General features: G+C 69.0%; 11 protein-coding genes and 2 tRNA genes. 6 read left to right on the top strand and 7 right to left on the bottom strand.

Annotated elements, in window-relative coordinates; translation table 11 throughout:
* The first annotated feature begins 85 nt into the window (after positions 1-85).
* Positions 86-859 carry an MmpS family transport accessory protein gene (locus G6N07_RS13215; protein ID WP_085187499.1) on the top strand — a complete coding sequence of 258 codons (774 nt, stop codon included), beginning with the start codon at positions 86-88 and terminating at the stop codon, positions 857-859.
* Here G6N07_RS13215 and G6N07_RS13220 read toward each other — a convergent pair.
* On the bottom strand, positions 827-2,191 hold the full coding sequence (locus tag G6N07_RS13220) for an MFS transporter (RefSeq protein ID WP_085187441.1): 1,365 nt from the start codon (positions 2,189-2,191) through the stop codon (positions 827-829). The two genes, G6N07_RS13215 and G6N07_RS13220, sit on opposite strands and share 33 nt — an antisense overlap.
* 68 nt (positions 2,192-2,259) lie before the next feature.
* On the opposite strand from G6N07_RS13220, the gene cmrA reads away from it, so the two are divergent.
* The 3 genes from cmrA (at position 2,260) to G6N07_RS13235 (ending at position 3,890) form a co-directional block, all read left to right on the top strand.
* The gene (gene cmrA, locus G6N07_RS13225) at positions 2,260-3,066 is read left to right on the top strand and encodes a mycolate reductase (protein ID WP_085187439.1); all 807 of its coding nucleotides are present in this window, start codon (positions 2,260-2,262) and stop codon (positions 3,064-3,066) included.
* Positions 3,067-3,128: 62 nt separating this feature from the next.
* Positions 3,129-3,776, top strand: a complete 648-nt coding sequence (orn, locus tag G6N07_RS13230) for an oligoribonuclease (protein ID WP_085187436.1) — start codon at positions 3,129-3,131, stop codon at positions 3,774-3,776.
* Positions 3,777-3,817: 41 nt separating this feature from the next.
* A tRNA-His gene (locus tag G6N07_RS13235) sits at positions 3,818-3,890 on the top strand.
* A gap of 57 nt (positions 3,891-3,947) precedes the next feature.
* On the opposite strand, the gene G6N07_RS13240 is transcribed toward G6N07_RS13235, so the two are convergent.
* Entirely contained in the window at positions 3,948-5,168 is a 1,221-nt protein-coding gene (locus G6N07_RS13240; RefSeq protein ID WP_085187433.1) for a L,D-transpeptidase, read from the bottom strand.
* Positions 5,169-5,372: 204 nt separating this feature from the next.
* Here G6N07_RS13240 and G6N07_RS13245 point away from each other — a divergent pair.
* Positions 5,373-5,448: transfer RNA gene (locus G6N07_RS13245), tRNA-Lys, on the top strand.
* A 71-nt stretch (positions 5,449-5,519) separates the two neighbouring features.
* Here G6N07_RS13245 and G6N07_RS13250 read toward each other — a convergent pair.
* Positions 5,520-5,744: a DUF3618 domain-containing protein gene (locus G6N07_RS13250; protein WP_085187430.1), complete on the bottom strand. Its 225-nt coding sequence runs from the start codon at positions 5,742-5,744 to the stop codon at positions 5,520-5,522.
* A gap of 112 nt (positions 5,745-5,856) precedes the next feature.
* On the opposite strand from G6N07_RS13250, the gene bcp reads away from it, so the two are divergent.
* Positions 5,857-6,330, top strand: coding sequence for a thioredoxin-dependent thiol peroxidase (gene bcp / locus G6N07_RS13255; RefSeq protein WP_085187428.1), 474 nt, complete (start codon positions 5,857-5,859; stop codon positions 6,328-6,330).
* Here the strand turns inward: bcp and G6N07_RS13260 are convergent.
* The 4 genes from G6N07_RS13260 to G6N07_RS13275 form a co-directional block, all read right to left on the bottom strand.
* Entirely contained in the window at positions 6,327-7,679 is a 1,353-nt protein-coding gene (locus tag G6N07_RS13260) for a dipeptidase (RefSeq protein ID WP_085187425.1), read from the bottom strand. The genes bcp and G6N07_RS13260 overlap by 4 nt on opposite strands.
* Positions 7,680-7,706: 27 nt before the next feature.
* Entirely contained in the window at positions 7,707-8,525 is an 819-nt protein-coding gene (locus G6N07_RS13265) for a formate/nitrite transporter family protein (protein WP_085187422.1), read from the bottom strand.
* A gap of 69 nt (positions 8,526-8,594) precedes the next feature.
* On the bottom strand, positions 8,595-8,987 hold the full coding sequence (acpS, locus tag G6N07_RS13270) for a holo-ACP synthase AcpS (protein ID WP_085187419.1): 393 nt from the start codon (positions 8,985-8,987) through the stop codon (positions 8,595-8,597).
* Between the two features lie 13 nt (positions 8,988-9,000).
* Positions 9,001-18,231 (bottom strand): type I polyketide synthase, encoded by a 9,231-nt coding sequence (locus G6N07_RS13275; protein ID WP_085187416.1) that lies wholly within the window; start codon positions 18,229-18,231, stop codon positions 9,001-9,003.
* Between the last annotated feature and the right edge of the window lie 602 nt (positions 18,232-18,833).

Consider the following 18,833-nt stretch of genomic DNA (forward strand, 5'->3'; position numbering starts at 1 on the left):
GGTATCCGCGTCTGCAACCACCGGCACACCCAACACCACGACGGCGGCACTCGATCCGCAGGTACCCTGCGACCATGAGGTGGGTATGACCGAGTCACCACGTCGTGACGGCGCCGAGCCGACCCAACCGCTGGGTGAGCGCTACCAGGGTCAGCCGGACCCCGCGTACGCCAACCAGAGCCCGTACGGTCCGGCCTATCAGCCTCCTGCCGCACCGAATCCCACGGAGCGACTGTCGCCGTACCATCAGCACGGTCAGTACGGATACGACCCGTACTCGACCGGCCAGTACGGGCCCGGCTATCCGCCCGGCGGCCCCCAGCAACCGCCTCCCGAGGGACCCAAATCGCCGACGTGGCTCTGGGTGCTCGCGGGCGCGGTGGTTGTTCTCGTCGTCGCGCTGGTGATTGCGCTCGTCATCACCGACAGCTCCCGGCAGCAGACCGTCGTCGCCCCGGCTCCGTCGATGCCCGAGCCGACCGCCACCACGTCCCAGCGGCCCACCACCACCTCCCGCATCCCGACCCCGGTGGTTCCGCTGCCGACCACACCGCAGCCGTCGACCGCCCCGCCCACGCCGCCGCCGTCGGAGTCGACCGACACCGTCACCTACGACGTCGTCGGCGAGGGCCGGGTCATCAACATCACCTACACCGACACCGGTGGCGTCCCGCAGACCGAGTTCAACGTCGCGTTGCCGTGGAGTAAGCAGGTGGAGTTGCCGTCACCGGCACGCAGCTCGGCGCGCATCAGCATCATCAACGTGGGCCGTGACGTGACCTGTTCGGTGGCCATCAACGGCGCGCAGGTGGAGCAGAACACCGGGTCAGGGTTGACCTTCTGCGTCGGCATGCGCTAGCGACGGCCGGGGGTGCGGCGCGTTCACGGCGAGCATCGCGGCGAGCCCGGCGGCCAGCACCACGCACAACCCGGCCATGCCCGCGCGGTCGCTGTCGAAAAAGTCGATGAACATGAAGAACAGCCACGGCGCCAGGAACGCCACCGCCCGGCCCGTCGTCGTGTAAAGCCCGAACGCGACGCCCTCCTTGCCCGCCGCCGACATCCGCAGCATCAAGGTCCGCGCCGAGGACTGCGTCGGGCCGATGAACAGGCACAGCAGCAGACCGCACACCCAGAACGCCGCCGGGCCGGACAGGCTCAACAGGGTCAATCCGACCGCGATCATCGCGGTCAGCGACACCACGATCACCGGTTTGGAGCCGACCCGGTCGTCGATCAGACCACCGATGGCCGCGCCGACGGCGGCCACGACGCAGGCGCTCACCCCGAACAGCAGGACGTCGGCCTGCGAGATGCCGTAGACGCTCACGCCGAGCACCGCACCGAAGGCGAACACGCCGGCGAGCCCGTCGCGGAACACCGCACTGGCGAGCAGGTAGTAGACGATGTTCCGGTCGCGCCGCCATTCCCCGACGATCTCGGTCCACAACCTGCGGTACGCGGCGAACACTCCGGAGGGTTGGTCGGGGTCGACGTCGTCGGCGTCGGGCAGGTGCGCCGGCACCGTGATCAACAGCGGCAGTGCGAAGAGCAGGAACCACGTCGCGGCCAGCAGCATCGCCGCCCGGATGTTCTGGCCGTCGGCGACGGGGATTCCGAGCAGGCCGCGGGTGTCGCCGTCGCCGGATACGAAACCCACGTAGACCAACAGCAGCAGGAAGACGCTGCCCAAATAGCCTGCCGCCCAGCCTAATCCGGAGATCCGCCCAGACCTGCGCGGACCGGCCAACTGCCGCAGCATCGCGTTGTAGGGCACGCTGGCCAGATCGCCGCACGCCGCGGTGCACGCCAACAGCACCAGGCCGGCCCACAGGTAGTGGTGGTCGTCACGGATCAGGCTCATCGAGGCGGTGAGCAGGACCGCCGTGCCGGTCAGCACCGTCAGCACCACCCGCCGCCGGCGCGGGGCCTGCACCCACACCCCGGTGACCGGCGCCAGCACCGCCACCACCAGACCCGCCACGGTCATCGCGCGGCCCAGCCAACTGGTGGCCGAGGTGTCGCCCGGCAGATCCGATCCCACGGCGCCGGTGAGGTACACCGCGAACACGAACGTCGCGACGATGGCGTTCATGCCGGTGTTCCCGCAGTCCCACAGCGCCCACGCGACGATGCGGCCTCGGCCGGCGGTCGGCGCGGATGGCGGATGTTTCGGCGCGGGTCGAGTCACGGTCGCCCAGGATATAGACGGCCGACGGGAGGTGACGGCGCACGCGGGCGTCCCGATATAGTTCCGCCATGCCCGTACCCACACCCCGCCCCGATGCCCGCGCGGTCGTGACCGGTGCCTCTCAGAACATCGGCGAAGCACTCGCCACAGAGTTGGCCGCACGAGGCCACCACCTGATCATCACGGCGCGTCGCGAAGACGTTCTCACCGCGCTGGCGGCGCGGCTGACCGAACGCTACGGCGTGACCGTCGACGTGCGGCCGGTGGACCTGGCGGATCCGACCGCCCGCACCGCACTGTGTGACGAGCTGGCCACCCGCGAGATCTCCATCCTCTGCGCCAACGCCGGCACCGCCACCTTCGGCCCGATCGCGCGGCTCGATCCCGCCGGCGAGAAGGCGCAGGTTCAGCTGAACGTACTGGGCGTGCACGACCTGGTGCTCGCCGTCCTGCCGGGCATGGTGTCGCGCCGTTCCGGCGGCATCCTCATCTCCGGGTCGGCGGCCGGGAACTCCCCGATCCCGAACAACGCGACCTACGCGGCGACCAAGGCGTTCGTGAACACCTTCAGCGAGTCGCTGCGCGGCGAGCTCAAGCGGGTCGGTGTGCACGTCACGCTGCTGGCTCCCGGCCCGGTGCGCGAGACGCTGCCCGACGAACACGAGCAGTCACTGGTGGAGAAGCTCATCCCGGACTTCCTGTGGATCTCCACCGAGTACACCGCCAAGCTGTCGCTCGACGGCCTGGAGAGCAACAAGATGCGGGTGGTGCCCGGAGTGACGTCGAAGGCCATGTCGGTGGCCAGCGGCTACGCTCCGCGCGCGGTCGTCACGCCGATCGTCGGCGCGGTCTACAAGAAGCTCGGCGGCGACTGACGGTCCCCGCTGCGGCGGGTGTCGGCATGCGCGCGGCGCGGGGGCGAATACCCTGATTCGCTGTGCGCGACGAATTGGTGTGGATCGACTGCGAGATGACCGGGCTGGATCTGAGTAAGGATCTGCTCATCGAGATCGCGGTTCTGGTCACCGATGCCGACCTCAACATCCTCGGCGACGGGCTCGACGTGGTGATCCACGCGCCCGACGAGGCGCTGGACGCGATGATCCCGGTGGTGACCGACATGCACACCCGCTCGGGTCTGATCGAGGAGGTGCGCGCCTCGACGGTCGACCTTCCGGCGGCCGAGGAGATGGTCCTCGATTACATCCGCGGGCACGTCAAACAGGCCAAGATGGCCCCGCTGGCCGGCAACTCGATTGCCACCGACCGCGGGTTCATCGCCCGCGACATGGCAAGACTCGACGAGTACCTGCACTACCGGATGATCGACGTCAGCTCGATCAAGGAGCTGTGCCGACGGTGGTACCCGCGGATCTACTTCGGTCAGCCGGAAAAGGGCCTCGCGCATCGCGCGCTGGCCGACATCCACGAGTCGATCCGCGAGCTGAAGTACTACCGGCAGACGGTGTTCGTCGCGCCACCGGGGCCGTCGACCAGCGAAATCGCCGCGATCGCGGCCGAACTCGGCCAACCCGCGAAGGATGCGACCGGAACCGATTCGGCCTCGGGGCACCCGACCGGTTAAGATCGACGGGCTGCCCGGCCCCGACGGGGCCAGCAGCGATGGTGGCTGTAGTTCAGTTGGTAGAGCACCAGGTTGTGATCCTGGATGTCGCGGGTTCGAGTCCCGTCAGCCACCCGGAGTACGCAAGAAGCGCCTCACCGTGCACGGTGGGGCGCTTCTTGCATCTGCCGGTCAGACTCCGGCGTTACCGGCCTTCCACTGCTCCCACGGGATGTTCCAGTCACCCAATCCGTCGGTGCCCGGCAGCCTCGAGCCGACGGTGTTGACGACCTCCACGATGTCACCGCGCTTGGTGTTGTCGTAGAACCACTTCGCGTTCGACGGGCTCACGTTAAGGCAGCCGTGGCTGACGTTGCTTTCACCTTGGGAACCCACCGACCACGGCGCGGAGTGGACGTAGATGCCGCTGTAGGACATCTGGGTGGCCCAGTCCACCTCGGTGCGGTAACCGTCCGGTGAGTTGACCGGCACCCCATAGGTCGAGGAATCCATCACCAAGTGTGACAACCGATCGCCGATGATGTAGGTGCCGTTGTCGGTCGGTGTGCTGTTCTTTCCCATCGAGATCGGCATCGTCTTGACGACCTCGCCGTTGCGCCGGACCGTCAGCGTCTTCGTCGTGTCGTCGGCGGTCGCGACCACCTGGTCGCCGATCGTGAACGAGGTCTTGACGTTGTCCTGGCCGAACAACCCGTCGCCGAGGTCGACCCCGTAGGTGTTCACCTCGACATCGACCTTCGTGCCGGGCTCCCAGTACTGGGCGGGCCGCCAGCGCACCTCGCGGTTGCTCAGCCAGTAGAACGCGCCCTCGACGGGCGGGTCGGTCTTGACCGTGATGGCCCGCTGCGCCGCCAACCGATTGGTGATGTTCTCGTCGAACCGGATCGCCACCGGCTGGCCGACACCCACGACCTCACCCTCGTTGGGCAGCACGTACGGCATCGTCAGGTTCTCCGGCGAGTGCGTCTCGAACGTCATCTGCCGACTCGTGACACCGCCGAGGCCCATCGACTTCGCGGTGACGGTGTAGCTCTTGTTGTATCCCAGCGGCTCGGTGGTGGCCCAGGTGAGGCCGTCCGGGCTCAACGTGCCCGACACCGGGTCGCCGTCCTCGTTGACCATCGTCACCGAGCCCAGCACACCGCCTTCGGCTCCGACGGTGACCGGGCTGTCCACTGGAACGCCCACGGCCCCGTCGGTCACCGACGACGTCAGCTTCGGCACCAACAGGTCGCCGAACGGGGTGCCCTTGTCGGAGATCACCTGCTGGACCTCGGGTTCTGACCCGCTCGAGCACGAGGTGAGCCCCAGCACCACGGCTGGGACCACCAGCATGCCCGCCCACCAGGCTCGTTGCCGACGCGGACCGGTCAACGATCGGACCTGCCTCATAGTCCTGTCCACCTCACAGTCTTGTCCACCGCACAGTCTTGCCCCCCTCATGTCTTCTCCCACACACCCAGGTCCACTCACGCGGACGTGTAGGCCACAGTCTACTGGCAGCGCCGACATCGAGCCTGTCGGCGAGACCGGTGGATACCCACGTGACGACGTGATTTCACGTCTCGGCGCATCGCCTGTTATCGTCTCTCCCGCGCGCCGTTAGCTCAGTTGGTAGAGCAGCTGACTCTTAATCAGCGGGTCCGGGGTTCGAAACCCTGACGGCGCACCACACCAAAACCCTGCTCACGCGGGGTTTGGTTTTGCGGATCGACCGGCTGATACTCCGTCGGCGCCATCTCGCTATCGGCGGGACCGCCGCACCGCTACCACGACGATGAGCAATGTCACGCCGGCCAGCGAGGCCGCCACGGGCGGCTGGGACACGAACCGGATCAGCTGGGCCTTGACGTCGTCGGCCAACCGGCGCGGGTTGGCCCGTTCCGCGAGGGAATCGACGGTCAGCGCCAACTGGTCACGAGCAGTGTCGATGTCCTTCTTGATGGCCTCGGGATCCCGGTCCGCCACGTCATGTCCTCCAAGTCCCGTGCCGGGTCCCCAGTCTGGTCCCCGTCCTGCCGAACTACCCTAGATCAGCCGGTGTGAAGCCGACGGCACCGGTCCACCAGAAGGGACAGCCATGCCTCAGACCCCTCGCCTGTCGGTAGGCGACACCGCACCCGACTTCACCCTGCCCGACGCCGACGGCAATACCGTCAGCCTGTCGGATCACAGGGGGCGCAAAGTCATCGTCTACTTCTACCCCGCCGCGTCCACACCGGGCTGCACCAAGCAGGCGTGCGACTTTCGGGACAACCTCGCCGAACTCAACGACGCAGGCCTGGACGTGATCGGTATTTCGCCCGACAAGCCGGCCAAGCTGGCGAAGTTCCGCGACAAGGAGGGGCTGACCTTCCCGCTGCTGTCCGACCCGGACAAAGAGGTGCTCACCGCGTGGGGTGCCTTCGGCGAGAAGACGATGTACGGCAAGACCGTTCAGGGCGTGATCCGTTCCACGTTCGTCGTCGACGAGGACGGCAAGATCGCCGAGGCGCAGTACAACGTGCGCGCCACCGGCCACGTCGCGAAACTTCGTCGCGACCTGTCGGTCTAGCCCGCGCCCGGCGTTCCGAGTTTTTCCAATAGCAGCGCCTCGGCGGTGGCCGCCCGTTCCAGCACACCGAGATGCAGGCTCTCGTTCACGCTGTGCGCCTGAGTTCGGGGATCCTCCACACCGGTCACCAGAATCGTCGCGTCCGGGAACGCGGCGGCGAACTCGGCGATGAACGGTATCGACCCGCCCATACCCATGTCCACCGGTTCGGCGCCCCACGCCTGGGTGAACGCCGCACGCGCGGCGTCGTAGACAGGGCCCGCCGCATCGATCGCATAGGGCTGGCCGATGTCCCCGGGGGTCACGGTGAGCGCGGCGCCCCAGGGCACATGGGCCTCGAGGTGGCGGGTCAGCGCGTCCAGATGTGCCCGCGCGTCACCGCCCGGCGCCACCCGCATGCTTATCTTGGCCCGCGCCCTCGGGATCAGCGTGTTCGACGACTTGCCGATCGGCGTCGCGTCGATGCCGATCACGGTGACCGCCGGTTTAGCCCACAGCCGTCGCACCACTGAGCCCGAGCCGATCTCGGACACCCCGGGCAGCAGCCCGGATTCCTCGCGAACCCAGTCCGGGCCGTGGTCCGCGGTGATGTCGGAGTCAGCGGCCGAACCCTCGTGCAGACCGGCGACCGCGACGTTGCCGTCGTCGTCGTGCAGGCTCGCCAACAGCCGGACCAGCACGGTCAGCGCATCGGGCACCACACCGCCCCACAGCCCCGAATGCAGGCCGTGGTCGAGGGTGGCCACCTCGACGACGCAGTCGGTCAGGCCGCGCAACGACACGGTCAGAGCCGGCCGCTCGGTGCTCCAGTTGTCGGAGTCGGCAATCACGATCACGTCGGCGGCCAGCGATTCTCTGTGCGCGGCAAGCAGAGTCGACAGGGACGGCGACCCCGATTCCTCCTCGCCCTCGACGAACACCGTCACCCCGACCGGCGGTTCGCCGCCGAATGCGCGGAAGGCGGCCAGATGGGTGGCTATGCCGGCCTTGTCGTCGGCCGTCCCCCGGCCGTACAGCCGTCCGTCGCGTTCGGTTGGTTCGAACGGCGACGAGGACCACTGCGCCGGGTCCCCTTCCGGCTGCACGTCGTGGTGGGCGTAGAGCAGCACCGTCGGCGCACCCGGGGGGGCCGGGTGGCGGGCGATCACCGCGGGCGCCCCACCCTCGGCGACGACGCTGACGTCGTCGAAACCGGCCGCCTCGAGCAGATCGGCCACCGCCTTGGCGCTGCGCTGCACCTCGTCGCGTCGCGCTGGGTCGGCGGATACCGACTCGATTCGCACCAGATCTTCGAGGTCGGACCGGACCGACGGGAGGACTTCCTGGACCCGCGCCACCACGTCGCTCATGGTGTCGAGGCTAATGGTTGGCCTACCTCAGTCGGATTCGACCGCCCGGCGCTCCTGCTGCAGCCGGTCCTTGGTGCGCAGCAGGCGCAGCAGCGTGACCAAACCGAGGCCACCGAGGATGTTTCCGACCAGTGTGTAGGCGAACCACCACAACCAGTCGGAGTATCCGAACGGGGCGTCACCCGCGATCAGGGCGCCGAAGATGAGCAGCGAGTCCAGGATGGAGTGGAACATCTGGAGTCCGGCCAGCATGAATGCCCCGGCGACGGCCGCGGCGACCTTCCCCAGCATCGAGTCGGTGCCGTGCTGCATGCGGGTCATCAGCGTGATGACCATGCCGCCGAGCAGCGCGAGGGCGAAGGTCTTTGCCGACAGCGGCGCCGTCGCGTAATGGCCCGCCGATTCGATGGTCTGCTCGTGCAACTGGGGGAACGCCGTCATGATCAGCAGCATCAGCACCCAGCCGCCGACGAGGTTGGCCGCCAGCGTGCCGCCCCACAGCTTGAACAGCTGCGCGACGCTGGCCCGTTTGGCCACCACGGTGGTGACGGGGACCAGGAAGCCTTCGGTGAACAGCTCGCTGCGTCCCAGCAGCAGCGCGAGGAATCCGATCGAGAACGCCAGCCCCGCCAGCAGCGGATTCTGCGTCTCGTGCAGCACGTACAGGTAGGCCAGCACACCGACGGCGATCTCGGTGCCTCCGAAGAATCCGGTGACCAGCACTTCACGCCAGCCGCGGTGCAGCCGCTGGGTGCCCTCGTCCACCATCCGCCGGAAAGCGTGTTCGAGGGCGTCCTCGATGGGGCTGTCCGAGTCGCCCAGCTGGCGCTGGCTGGTTTCACTCACGATCGATCCTCACGGTTAGGGAGAACCGCACGGGTACCCGATGAGGGAGCAGTCAAGCAACCGCGCTGCTCAGGTTTCCTCGATGACCGCGACGGCGGCCGCGGTATCCCCCTCGTGTGTGAGCGACACGTGGATGGTCGCCTCCCGGAGGTGCTCGGCGATGTCACCGGTGAGCCGCACCTTCGGCCGGCCCCACATGTCGGTGACCACCTCGATGTCGCGATGGATGCCCTCCGGAAGCGCGGGCCGCTTGGCGAACCGCGATCCCGACCACGCCTTGATGACGGCTTCCTTGGCCGCCCACCGCGCGGCCAGGTGCCGCGCCGCCGACGAGCTCTTGTCGGCGGCGTCGCGGCGCTCCCCCGGGGTGAACGTCTCGGCGAACACCGTCCCCGGCCGGTCGACCTGCTCCGCGAAATCCGGAATGGAAACCAGGTCGATGCCCACGCCGACTATCGCCACGCGCGGAAGGTTATCAGCGGACGTACACGTCACCGTCGCCGAGCCTCGACGCGGCGTCGAGCAGCATCGCCGCCTCTTGGCGCTTCTCGGGCACGTCGTTGCTGAACCGGCGGTCGGCGGGCCGCTCGTACATCGGCCGCCCACCGGCGATCGCCGACGCCAGCCTGCGCTGACCCGCCAGCATGCGTTGCTCGGCTCGGCGGACGTAGTCCTCCCGCTGCTCGCGGTCGAGCGTCGCGAGGAACGCCTGTGGATGTACCAGCGCGATCAGCCCGGAGACGTGACCGAATCCCAGGCTGGTCACCAGACCTGCCTTGAGCGGGAACTTCTCACCCATCCGCAGCGTTTCCCGCGGCCACACGAAGTGCCCCGAGGTCGCCATCTCGTCGTCCACACAGTCCAGGCTGCGGTTCGGCGGGATGACCCCGTCGCGCAGCACCTGGCACAGGCCCATCATCTGGAAGACAGCGGCACCGCCCTTGGAGTGGCCGGTCAGCGTCTTCTGGCTGACGATGAACAGCGGCGCACCGTCGGACCGGCCCATCGAGTCGGCGAGTCGTTCGTGCAGTTCGGTTTCGTTGGGGTCGTTGGCCAGCGTCGAGGTGTCGTGCTTGTAGATCACCGAGATGTCGTCGGCACCGACCCCGAGCTTGGCCAGCGAGCGGGCCAGCACCGAATCCTTGCCGCCACGGCCGGCGCCCAGCGCGCCGAGCCCCGGAGCCGGGATCGAGGTGTGCACACCGTCGGCGAAGCTCTGCGCGTATCCGACGACCGCCAGCACCGGCAGACCCATCTTCACCGCGAGGTCGCCGCGGGCCAGCAGGATGGTACCGCCGCCCTGGGCCTCGACGAAGCCGAGGCGCCGGCGGTCGTTGGCGCGGGAGAACTTCCCGTCGCTGATTCCCTTGGCGCGCATCACTGCGGTGTCGGCGGTGGCCGCCATGTCGCCGAAACCGATGACGGCTTCCAGCGTCATGTCGTCGAACCCGCCGGCGACCACGAACTCGGCCTTGCCCAGCCGGATCTTGTCCATCCCCTCCTCGACCGACACCGCCGCGGTGGCGCAGGCGCCGACCGGGTGGATCATCGCGCCGTAGGAGCCGATGTAGGACTGAACGACATGGGCGGCAACGACGTTCGGCAGAACTTCCTGCAGGATGTCGTTGGGCTTGCTGCGGCCGAGCAGGTTGCCGTGATACATGCTCTGCATCGAGGTCATGCCACCCATACCGGTGCCCTGCGTGCTGGCCACCAGGCTGGGGTGCACCCAGCGCATCAGCTCGGTCGGCGTGAAGCCGGCGGACAGGAACGCGTCGACGGTCGCGACGATGTTCCACAGCGCCACCCGGTCGATCGAGTTGGCCATGTCGGGCGTGATGCCCCACACCGTCGGATCGAAGCCGGTGGGGATCTGCGCGCCCACCGTACGGGACAACTTCGTCTTGCGGGGGACACGGACCTCGGTGCCGGCCTTGCGGATCACCTGCCAGTCCGACGAGTCCGGGACCGGGCGCACCACGGTGTGCTCGGGATCGACCTCGACGAAGGCGCGCGCCTCCTCCTCGGAGGACACCACGAAACTGAAGTCCTTGTCGAGGAACACGCTGACCAGCAGCGGTGAGGCGTGGTCCGGGTCGATCGCACCGTCGTCGACGAACTCACGGATGCCGCACCGCTCCACGACCGCGTCGTGGTAACGCTCGACGAGTTCCTCCTCGGGCACCAGCTCACCGCTGGCGGCGTCGTACCACCCCGGCTTCGGATCGTCCTCCCACTTGATCATGCCTGTGGTCCAAGCCAGTTCGAGCACGCCGGCGGCCGACAGTTCGTTGTCGACCTCCATCTCGTAGCGGGTGCGCGACGAACCGTACGGGCCCAGTTCGGCCCCGCCGACGATCACCACCAGGTCGGCCGGGTCGACGTCGAGGTCAGCCCATTCCGGGGCCGGCGCGGGCGAGAAGCCGCGGGGCGGCGACGGCAGCGCGGCGATGGTGCCCGGCTCGGGTGCGTCGGCGTCCTCGTCGACGGCGTCGTCGGCCGACATCTCCTCGCGAGCCTTGGCAGCAAGCGCCGCCATGTCGAGTTCGATGTCACCGAGACCGCCGGTCAGATCCGCCTTGATCGGCTCGCGCGCCGCAGCCACCTTGGCCTCGACGTCGCACAGCGACAGCAGCATCGAGGCCATCTCCGCGGTGGTGTACGTCCTCACGCCCGCTTCCTCCACCGCACCGGCGATGGCGTCGTTGTGCCCCATCAGCCCGGTGCCCTTGGTCCAGCCGATCAGCGCGTGCGCCAGCGAAACCCGCTGCGCCCACGCCGACTCCGCCTTCCAGCGAGTGACCAGGGCGTCGAGTGCCGACTTGGCCTCGCCGTACGCGCCGTCGCCGCCGAACATGCCCCGGTTCGGGGAACCGGGCAGCACGACATGCAGGCGCGAGGCGATGTCACGTTCGGCGCCGATCGACGACAACCCCGCGACGAGCCGTTGCACGGCCCACAGCAGCACCTTCATCTCCATCTCGGAGCGCGATCCGACCTCCGACATGTCACCGGCCACGCGGGGCGCGGCGAACGGGAACAGCAGCGTCGGGGTCTGGGCGTCCTTGAGGTGGATCGATTGTGGCCCAAGGCTTTCCACCTGTTCCGTGCCGACCCACTTCACCAGCGCGTCGATGTCGGAGTACGACGCCATGTTCGCGGGCACCACCCACAGCGTCGCGTCGAAGCGGGCGGTGTCGCGGTAGAGCGCCTTGTAGAACGCCAGCCGGGCGTCGTCGAGGCGTGAAGTGGTCGCGATGACCGTCGCGCCGCCGTCGAGCAACTGCCCCACCACTGCGGCGGCGATCGACCCCTTCGAGGCACCGGTCACCACCGCCACCTCGTCGCTGTAGCAGCCCTTTCCAGGGTTCTCCGCACCCGCCGCGATGCGGCCGAACAGCGACGCGTGGACGTTGCGGCCCGACGCGAGCGCCTTGCCCTGCCACCAATTCGCTTGGGTGGCGACGACATGGCCCGCACCTTCGAAGCGCTCGGACAGCTTTGGCCAGTCGGCGTCGATGTCGTCCTCGTCGGCCAGCCAGATCTTGACCAGGTCCTCGCGCGCGCTGGCCCAGCGGTCGTCGAACACCACGGCCTTGCGGCCGTCGAACACCGGCGCCACCAGACGCGGCCAGTCCGAACCGAGTTCCGTGGTGACCAGGTCGACCAGTTCCGCGTCGGTCGCCGTCTCCGGCGCCGTCACCGGGGCGTCCAGCCCGAGCTGGCCCAACACCAGGCGGGCCGCGTTGGCCAGGACCCCGTCACGGCCGGTGACCTGTTCGGCGAACTCACCCAGCGCCGCCGAATCGACTACGCCGCCACCGGCGCCGCCACCGCCCGCCGAGGGCAGCGACACCGCGACGCCCTTGCGGGCGGCGACCGCGGCCACCGCCGCGTCGATCACCTTGTCGACCGTCGCTGCGTCGGCAAGCGCGCCGTCGTGCAGACCGCCGAGGCTGCCGCCGCGGACGCTGCTGCCTTCGCGGGTGCCCAGCGCCACCTCGACGGTGACGTGCTTGGCCCAGCCGGCGCCGAGTTCCCATGCCTTGGCGACGCGTTCGGCGATGTAGCCCGGACGCTTACCGGACGGCCCGAGGACCGTGCGCAGCTGATCGTTGATCGCGTCGGTGAGCACCGGACCGAACGGCTTGTACGTACGGGCCAACTTGGTGACCTGACCTTTGAGCGCACCGAGGTCGGCTTCCGCCGCCCCGTCGATGGCGCCGAGGTTAAGCTCGGAGCCCAGGTCGACCAGCATCTGGTTGCGCCGCGACGACGCACCGTCGGTGATGGTCTCGATGGAGTCGAGCGCCTCGATCTGGTCGAGCCGCATCTTGGCCGACAGCGCGATCAGCGCGACGGTCGCATCGGCGGCGTCGTAACTCAGGTCCTGCGGACGCGGTCCGCCCGACGGGGCGGCGGGCGCCGCCGCGGCGGGCGCCACCGGCGCCGCCTGGGCGAGCGGCGCAGACTCCTCGGGCTCCGGTTCAGGATCGGTGGCCGGGTCCTCGTCCGTGGCGAACAGCACCGCGGCGTCGCGCTCGGTGTTGAGCACTTCGACGGTGCTGTGCGAGTACTCCGGCAACTTGAGCGTGTTGGTGGCCAGACCGGCGACGGTCGGCGCCGACTTCACGCCGATCTCCACGAACCGCTCCACCCCGAGGCCGCCCGCGGCCTCTTCGATGAACAGCAGGTCCTGGGTCTCGATCCACCGGACCGGGCTGGCGAACTGCCAGGCCAGCAGTTCGATGACGACCTTGCGGCACAGCTCGCGTGGCCGCTGGGTGCGCCAGGTCTCGTAGTCGGCGAGGATCTCGTCGAGCGGTTCGGCCGGCACCAGGTCGCGGATCTCCTGGATGAAGTCGCGGTCGAGCGTGAACGGCCGCGGCACCAGGTTGGGAATGTACTTGCCGATCAGCAGTTCGGGATCGGCATCGCGCGGCATGACCCGCTCCAGCGAGCGGCGGAAGTCGGCGACACCGACCCGCAGCACCGACGAGTGGAACGGAACGTCGATCCCCGGCACCAGGATGAACGAGCGCTTGCCACCGCTGAGCTCACGGCGCCGTTCGATCTCCTCCTCGAGCGCCTCGAGCCCGCGGACGGTACCGGCGATGGCGTACTGCGAGCCACGCAGGTTGAAGTTCACGATCTCGAGAAATTCCCCAGTACGACCCGCGATCTCGGCGACGAAGTCCTTGACGTCGGCGTCGTCGAGGCCGATCTGGCTCGGCCGGATCGCGGCCAGGCGGTAGTTGGAGCGGCCCAGTTCGTCGCGGGGCACGATGTCGTGCATCTTGCTCCCGCGGTGGAACACCACCTCGAGCAGCGCCTCGAGTTCGTAGACGCCCGACACGCACGCCAGCGCAGTGTATTCGCCGACGGAGTGGCCACAGGCGATCGCACCCTCGACGAACGCACCCTGCTCGCGCATCTCGGCCACCTGCGCCGCGGCGACGGTCGCCATCGCGACCTGGGTGAACTGCGTCAGGTACAGCACGCCCTCCGGGTGCTGGTAGTGCACCCCGGACGCGATGAGGCTGGTCGGGTTGTCGCGCACCACGTGCAGCACGGAGAAGCCGAGCGCCTCGCGGGTGAACTTGTCCGCCGAATCCCACACTTTGCGGGCGGCCTTGCTACGGGCCCGGACCTCCATGCCCATGCCCTTGTGCTGGATGCCCTGCCCAGGAAAGGCGTAGACGGTCTTCGGCGCCGCCAGCCGGGCGGTGGCCGACATGACCAGATCCGTGCCGACCTTCGCGGTCACCTCGAGCACCTCGGCGCCGACGTCGATGCCGACGCGGTCCACGCGGAAGTCGATCTCGTCGCCCGGCAGCACCATGCCGAGGAACCGGGCGGTCCAGCCGACCAGACGCGCGGGCGGGACGGCCTTGCCGTCGGTGGCGGTGACGACGTGCTGAGCCGCGGCCGACAGCCACATGCCGTGCACGATCGGCGACTCCAGACCGGCCAGCAGCGCGGCAGCCCGGTCGGTGTGGATCGGGTTGTGGTCACCGGAGACCACCGCGAACGGCCGCATGTCCACCGGAGCACCGACCGTGACGTCGCGACGACGGCGGCGCGGGGTCTCGGTGGCGTTGCCGGAGACGGCGCCGCCGGCACGGTCGGGTTCGCCCAGCTCGGCCTCGCCAGTGCGGCCCCGGATCGCGAAGCGTTCCTGGAGGATGGCCAGCACGGTGCCGTCGGGCCCGGTCAGGGTCACGGAGACCGGGACGACCCGGCCGACCTCGGTGTCGGTGGCCGAGCCGGCCGTCGCGGTGACGGTCAACTCGGTGGGTTCGCTCGGCAGCGCCGCGACGAGACGGGCACCGTGGTCGAGGTGCACCAGGCTCAGCAGACCCTCGACGACGGGGAAACCGGTGTCGGTGACGGCGGATCCAACGGTGGCGAACACCGCGGGCCAGCAGCGGCCGACCAGCGCGTCCGGAACCACCGTCAGCGTCGGCGCCAGCGGCGCACCGAAGGTCGCGGTGACCCCGGTGTGGTCGGCGACGAGTTCGGGATCCCAGGTGACGGTGGCGGTCGCCGTACCGTCCTGGACGGGCGGAAGCGCGTCCGGTCCCTCCACCCCGGCGGCGATGGCCAGCACCGCACGCATCGCGGTCGCCGCGTCCTCGGTGGTGACCAGTGGCGCGCCGCCGGTGCGGATCACGTCGGTCAGGGTGAACCGGATCTCCACCCAGGTGCCCGACAGCGGCACGCTGAGCGTCACGTGCTGGTCGTCGGCCACCTCGAGGCGCGCGCCGGTCGACGCGTGGGTGGCGGTGCGGCCCTGGTCGCGGACCTGCCAGTCGGCGGGTGCGGCGATGCGGTGTACGGGGTTGACGGCCGTGCGGCCGGCCCACAGCACGTCGGGGGCGTCGAGCAGCACCGCGAGCGGGCCGTCCACCTCGGCGTGGCCCTGGCGACGGCTGATCACCGGCTGCGGTTTGCCGTCGGCGGCGAGCACCTCGTCGACAGCCGCCTGCTCGAAGCGGTCGAGCAGCTCGCCGACGGGCTCGTCGACGCGGGTGATCCCCACGACCGCGGCGGTGCCGGGGATGATGCAGACCTGATCGGCGGTGTAGCGGGCGTCGTGCGCCTGCCACAGGGAATCGCTGCGCCACCACCGGCGCACGTCCTTGTCGATGACCGGCACGAAGTTGACCGGCTTGCCCAGGGTCTTGCACAGCTGGACGAAGAACGGCACGTCCGCCGGGTGCAGCACCACGGTGGCTGCGTCCGGGTAGCGGTTCACCAGCGCATCGATCGCGGCGTGCGGCGTCTCCAGCAGCGCCGAGCCGGCAGAACCAGAGAACACCGTGTCGATCGGTCCGTGGTCCTGCGGGTGCAGGCGGGCCTCGGCACGCTGCAGCATCTGGGCGAACCGGTCACGCCAGGTGATGTCGAGCCACGGCGAACCGGCGCGGCTGGTATCGGCGGTGCTGTCGCCGTCGCCGATCGCGAGTTCGACATATCGGGCCAGCCACTGCAGGTACGTCATCTCCGCGACGTCACCGAAGTACGGCTTGGCGGTCGCGGCCATCGCGGCGATGATCTCGTCGCGGCGCTCGGCAACCGCGTCGGCATCGCCGGCGACCTCGTCGAGCAGTCGGCCGCAACGCGATGCGGCGTTGTCGATCTCGTGGATGTCGGCACCCAGCTGGCTGCGCCCGGAAGCCATCCCGCCCTGCGCCTTACCCGCACCGACCCACTGCTCGGTGCCGGTGGTGTCGACCAGCAGCTGCTTCACCGCCGGTGAGGTGGTGGCCTCCAGTGCGGCCATCGCCGCGGTGCCGACCAGGATGCCGTCGACGGGCATCACCGGGAAACCGTAGGCCTGCGACCAGCGGCCGGACAGGTATTCCGCGGCCCGCCCCGGGGTGCCGATCCCGCCGCCGACGCAGACGGTGATGTTGGAGCGAGAGCGCAGTTCCGAGTACGTCGTCAACAGCAGGTCGTCGAGGTCTTCCCACGAGTGGTGGCCGCCGGCGCGGCCGCCCTCGATGTGCACGATGACCGGCTTCGTCGGAACCTCCGCGGCGATCCGGATGACCGACCGGATCTGCTCGACAGTGCCCGGCTTGAACACGACGTGGCTGATGCCGATGCCGTTGAGCTCGTCGATCAGGTCGACGGCCTCTTCGAGCTCCGGGATACCCGCGGTGACGACTACGCCGTCGATGGGCGCGCCGGACTGGCGGGCCTTCTGCACCAGCCGCTTCCCGCCGAGCTGCAACTTCCACAGGTACGGGTCGAGGAACAGCGAGTTGAACTGGATTGCGCGGCCCGGCTCCAACAGTGTGGCGAGCTCCGCGATGCGGTCGTTGAAGATCTCCTCGGTGACCTGCCCGCCGCCGGCGAGTTCGGCCCAGTGGCCGGCGTTGGCGGCGGCAGCGACGATCTTGGCGTCGACGGTGGTCGGTGTCATACCGGCCAGCAGGATCGGCGAGCGGCCGGTCAGCCGGGTGAACTTGGTGGACAGCTTCACCGAGCCGTCGGGCAGCTGCACGGTGGTCGGGGTGTAACTCGACCAGGGGCGGGCCACCTCCGGCACGGCGCCGACGGTGAACAGGTTGCGCTGGCCGCCGCGGGTGGCGGCGGGCACGATACCCACGCCGAGTCCGCGGATCACCGGCGCGGTCAGCCGGGTGAGGATGTCCCCGGGACCGAGGTCCAGGATCCAGCGGGCGCCGGCCTCATGGAGTCCGGTGACTTCGTCGACCCAGTCGACCTGCTTGACGAGGATCGCCTCGGTCATCTGGCGCGCGAGTGCGACGTCCAGACCGATCATCTCGGCCCACCGGCCGACGATGTCGATGCCGTCGGCCAGGCGCGGGGTGTGGAAGCCGACCTCCACCTGCACGGGGTCGAAGGCCGGTGCGAACACCGCGCCGCCGCGCAGCTTGTTCTTGCGCTCGGCCTCTTCCTTCTCGGCGATCTGGGCGCAGTACAGCTCGAAGCGCGACAGTTGCTCGGGAGTCCCGGTGATGACGACCGAACGGCGGCCGTTGCGGATCGACAGCACCGGCGGCAGGACGGTGCGCACGTCGCAGGAGAAGTCCTCGAGCAGCTCGTAGATGCGCTCGGGATCGGCGTTGGTGACCGACACCATCGGCGGCCGGTCACCCAGGACCGTGATCCCCCGGCGACGGGCCACCAGCGTGCCCGCCGCACCGATCAGCTGCGCCAGTGCGAGCAACTCGACGTCCTTGGCGCCATGCGCGGCGAGCGCCTCGACGGCGAGGACGCCCTGCGAGTGCCCGGCGGTCCCGACGGGCGGCGTCTCGAACAGGTCCATGCCCTGGCGTGCGAGAGCACGTATGGCGGCGACCTGGGTCAGCAGGACGCCCGGGACGGACACCGCCGCGGACGTCAGCTGCCTGGCGGTGGGCACGGGTTCCTCGGCGGCCAGCGCGCGGACCCAGCGCAGCGGCTCGAAGCCGATCGGGCGGACGACGACCAGTTCGGTGGCCACCGGCTCCAGCAGCAATTCGGCCTCACCGGCGAGGGTGGCCAGTTCCGACTCGATGCCCGTCGAGGACACCAGCTCCTCCAGCGTCTCCAGCCACGCACTGCCCTGCCCGCCGAAGGCCACGGCGAACGGTTCACCCGCGGTCAGGCGATCCACAAGTGCATGCGTGATCTTGGCTCCGGACTCGTCGTCCCAGCTGATGGAAACCCTGTCATGCTCGTCGATCGTCACTTGTCGTTGTCTCCCTCGGTGGCGCTCTCGCGCCCGCGTGTACTGCTCGCGAGCGTGGGTGTATCGGGTGGTCGTCTGCGGCGGGCCCGCGCTCCCCTGCGGCGGGCCTACGGCGATTCGGCGTCGAATCCAGCTGGTCGCTGTCGCGAGTGGACCGATCCTGCGTCCGCCGGCGCTCACCCCAGCCCCACTAAGAGTGGCATAAGAAGAAGCGGGTCCCAGGCCGCTGAATCGGTTACTGACGAGTTCTACGCTCGAGTAACCCGTGCTTGCGCAATACCCCGTTCAGAAGCTGCGCACAGCTCCCGGGACAAACGTCCTGCTGGTGGGTGGTTACGCTCGAGTAGCTATAACTCCGCTGATCAACGCATTATCGTTACCAAATTGTTATCTTTATCTTCAGGCATCCGAAGGGTCGTCTGGATGGCGATTCGATCGTTTTCGAGTTGGCGTAGATGCCGACGCGCGGTCGTCCCAGCACCGCCTCTCAGCCCTTCAGGTAGGGCGCCACCTGCCTTTTGTACGGTTCGAAGGCGGGGTCCGTCGTCGATCGACGTACAGGTCGGTACGGCCGTCCCAGCGTCATTTCATGGCACCAGTCA

It is taken from the genome of Mycolicibacterium doricum, assembly GCF_010728155.1.
In the GTDB taxonomy this organism is placed as follows: Bacteria; Actinomycetota; Actinomycetes; order Mycobacteriales; family Mycobacteriaceae; genus Mycobacterium; species Mycobacterium doricum.

Coding starts and splice junctions, on each gene's coding strand:
- bcp (WP_085187428.1), top strand. CDS start 5,857: ATGCCTCAGACCCCTCGCCTGTCGGTAGGCGACACCGCACCCGACTTC.
- cmrA (WP_085187439.1), top strand. CDS start 2,260: ATGCCCGTACCCACACCCCGCCCCGATGCCCGCGCGGTCGTGACCGGT.
- G6N07_RS13215 (WP_085187499.1), top strand. CDS start 86: ATGACCGAGTCACCACGTCGTGACGGCGCCGAGCCGACCCAACCGCTG.
- G6N07_RS13260 (WP_085187425.1), bottom strand. CDS start 7,679: ATGAGCGACGTGGTGGCGCGGGTCCAGGAAGTCCTCCCGTCGGTCCGG.
- G6N07_RS13240 (WP_085187433.1), bottom strand. CDS start 5,168: ATGAGGCAGGTCCGATCGTTGACCGGTCCGCGTCGGCAACGAGCCTGG.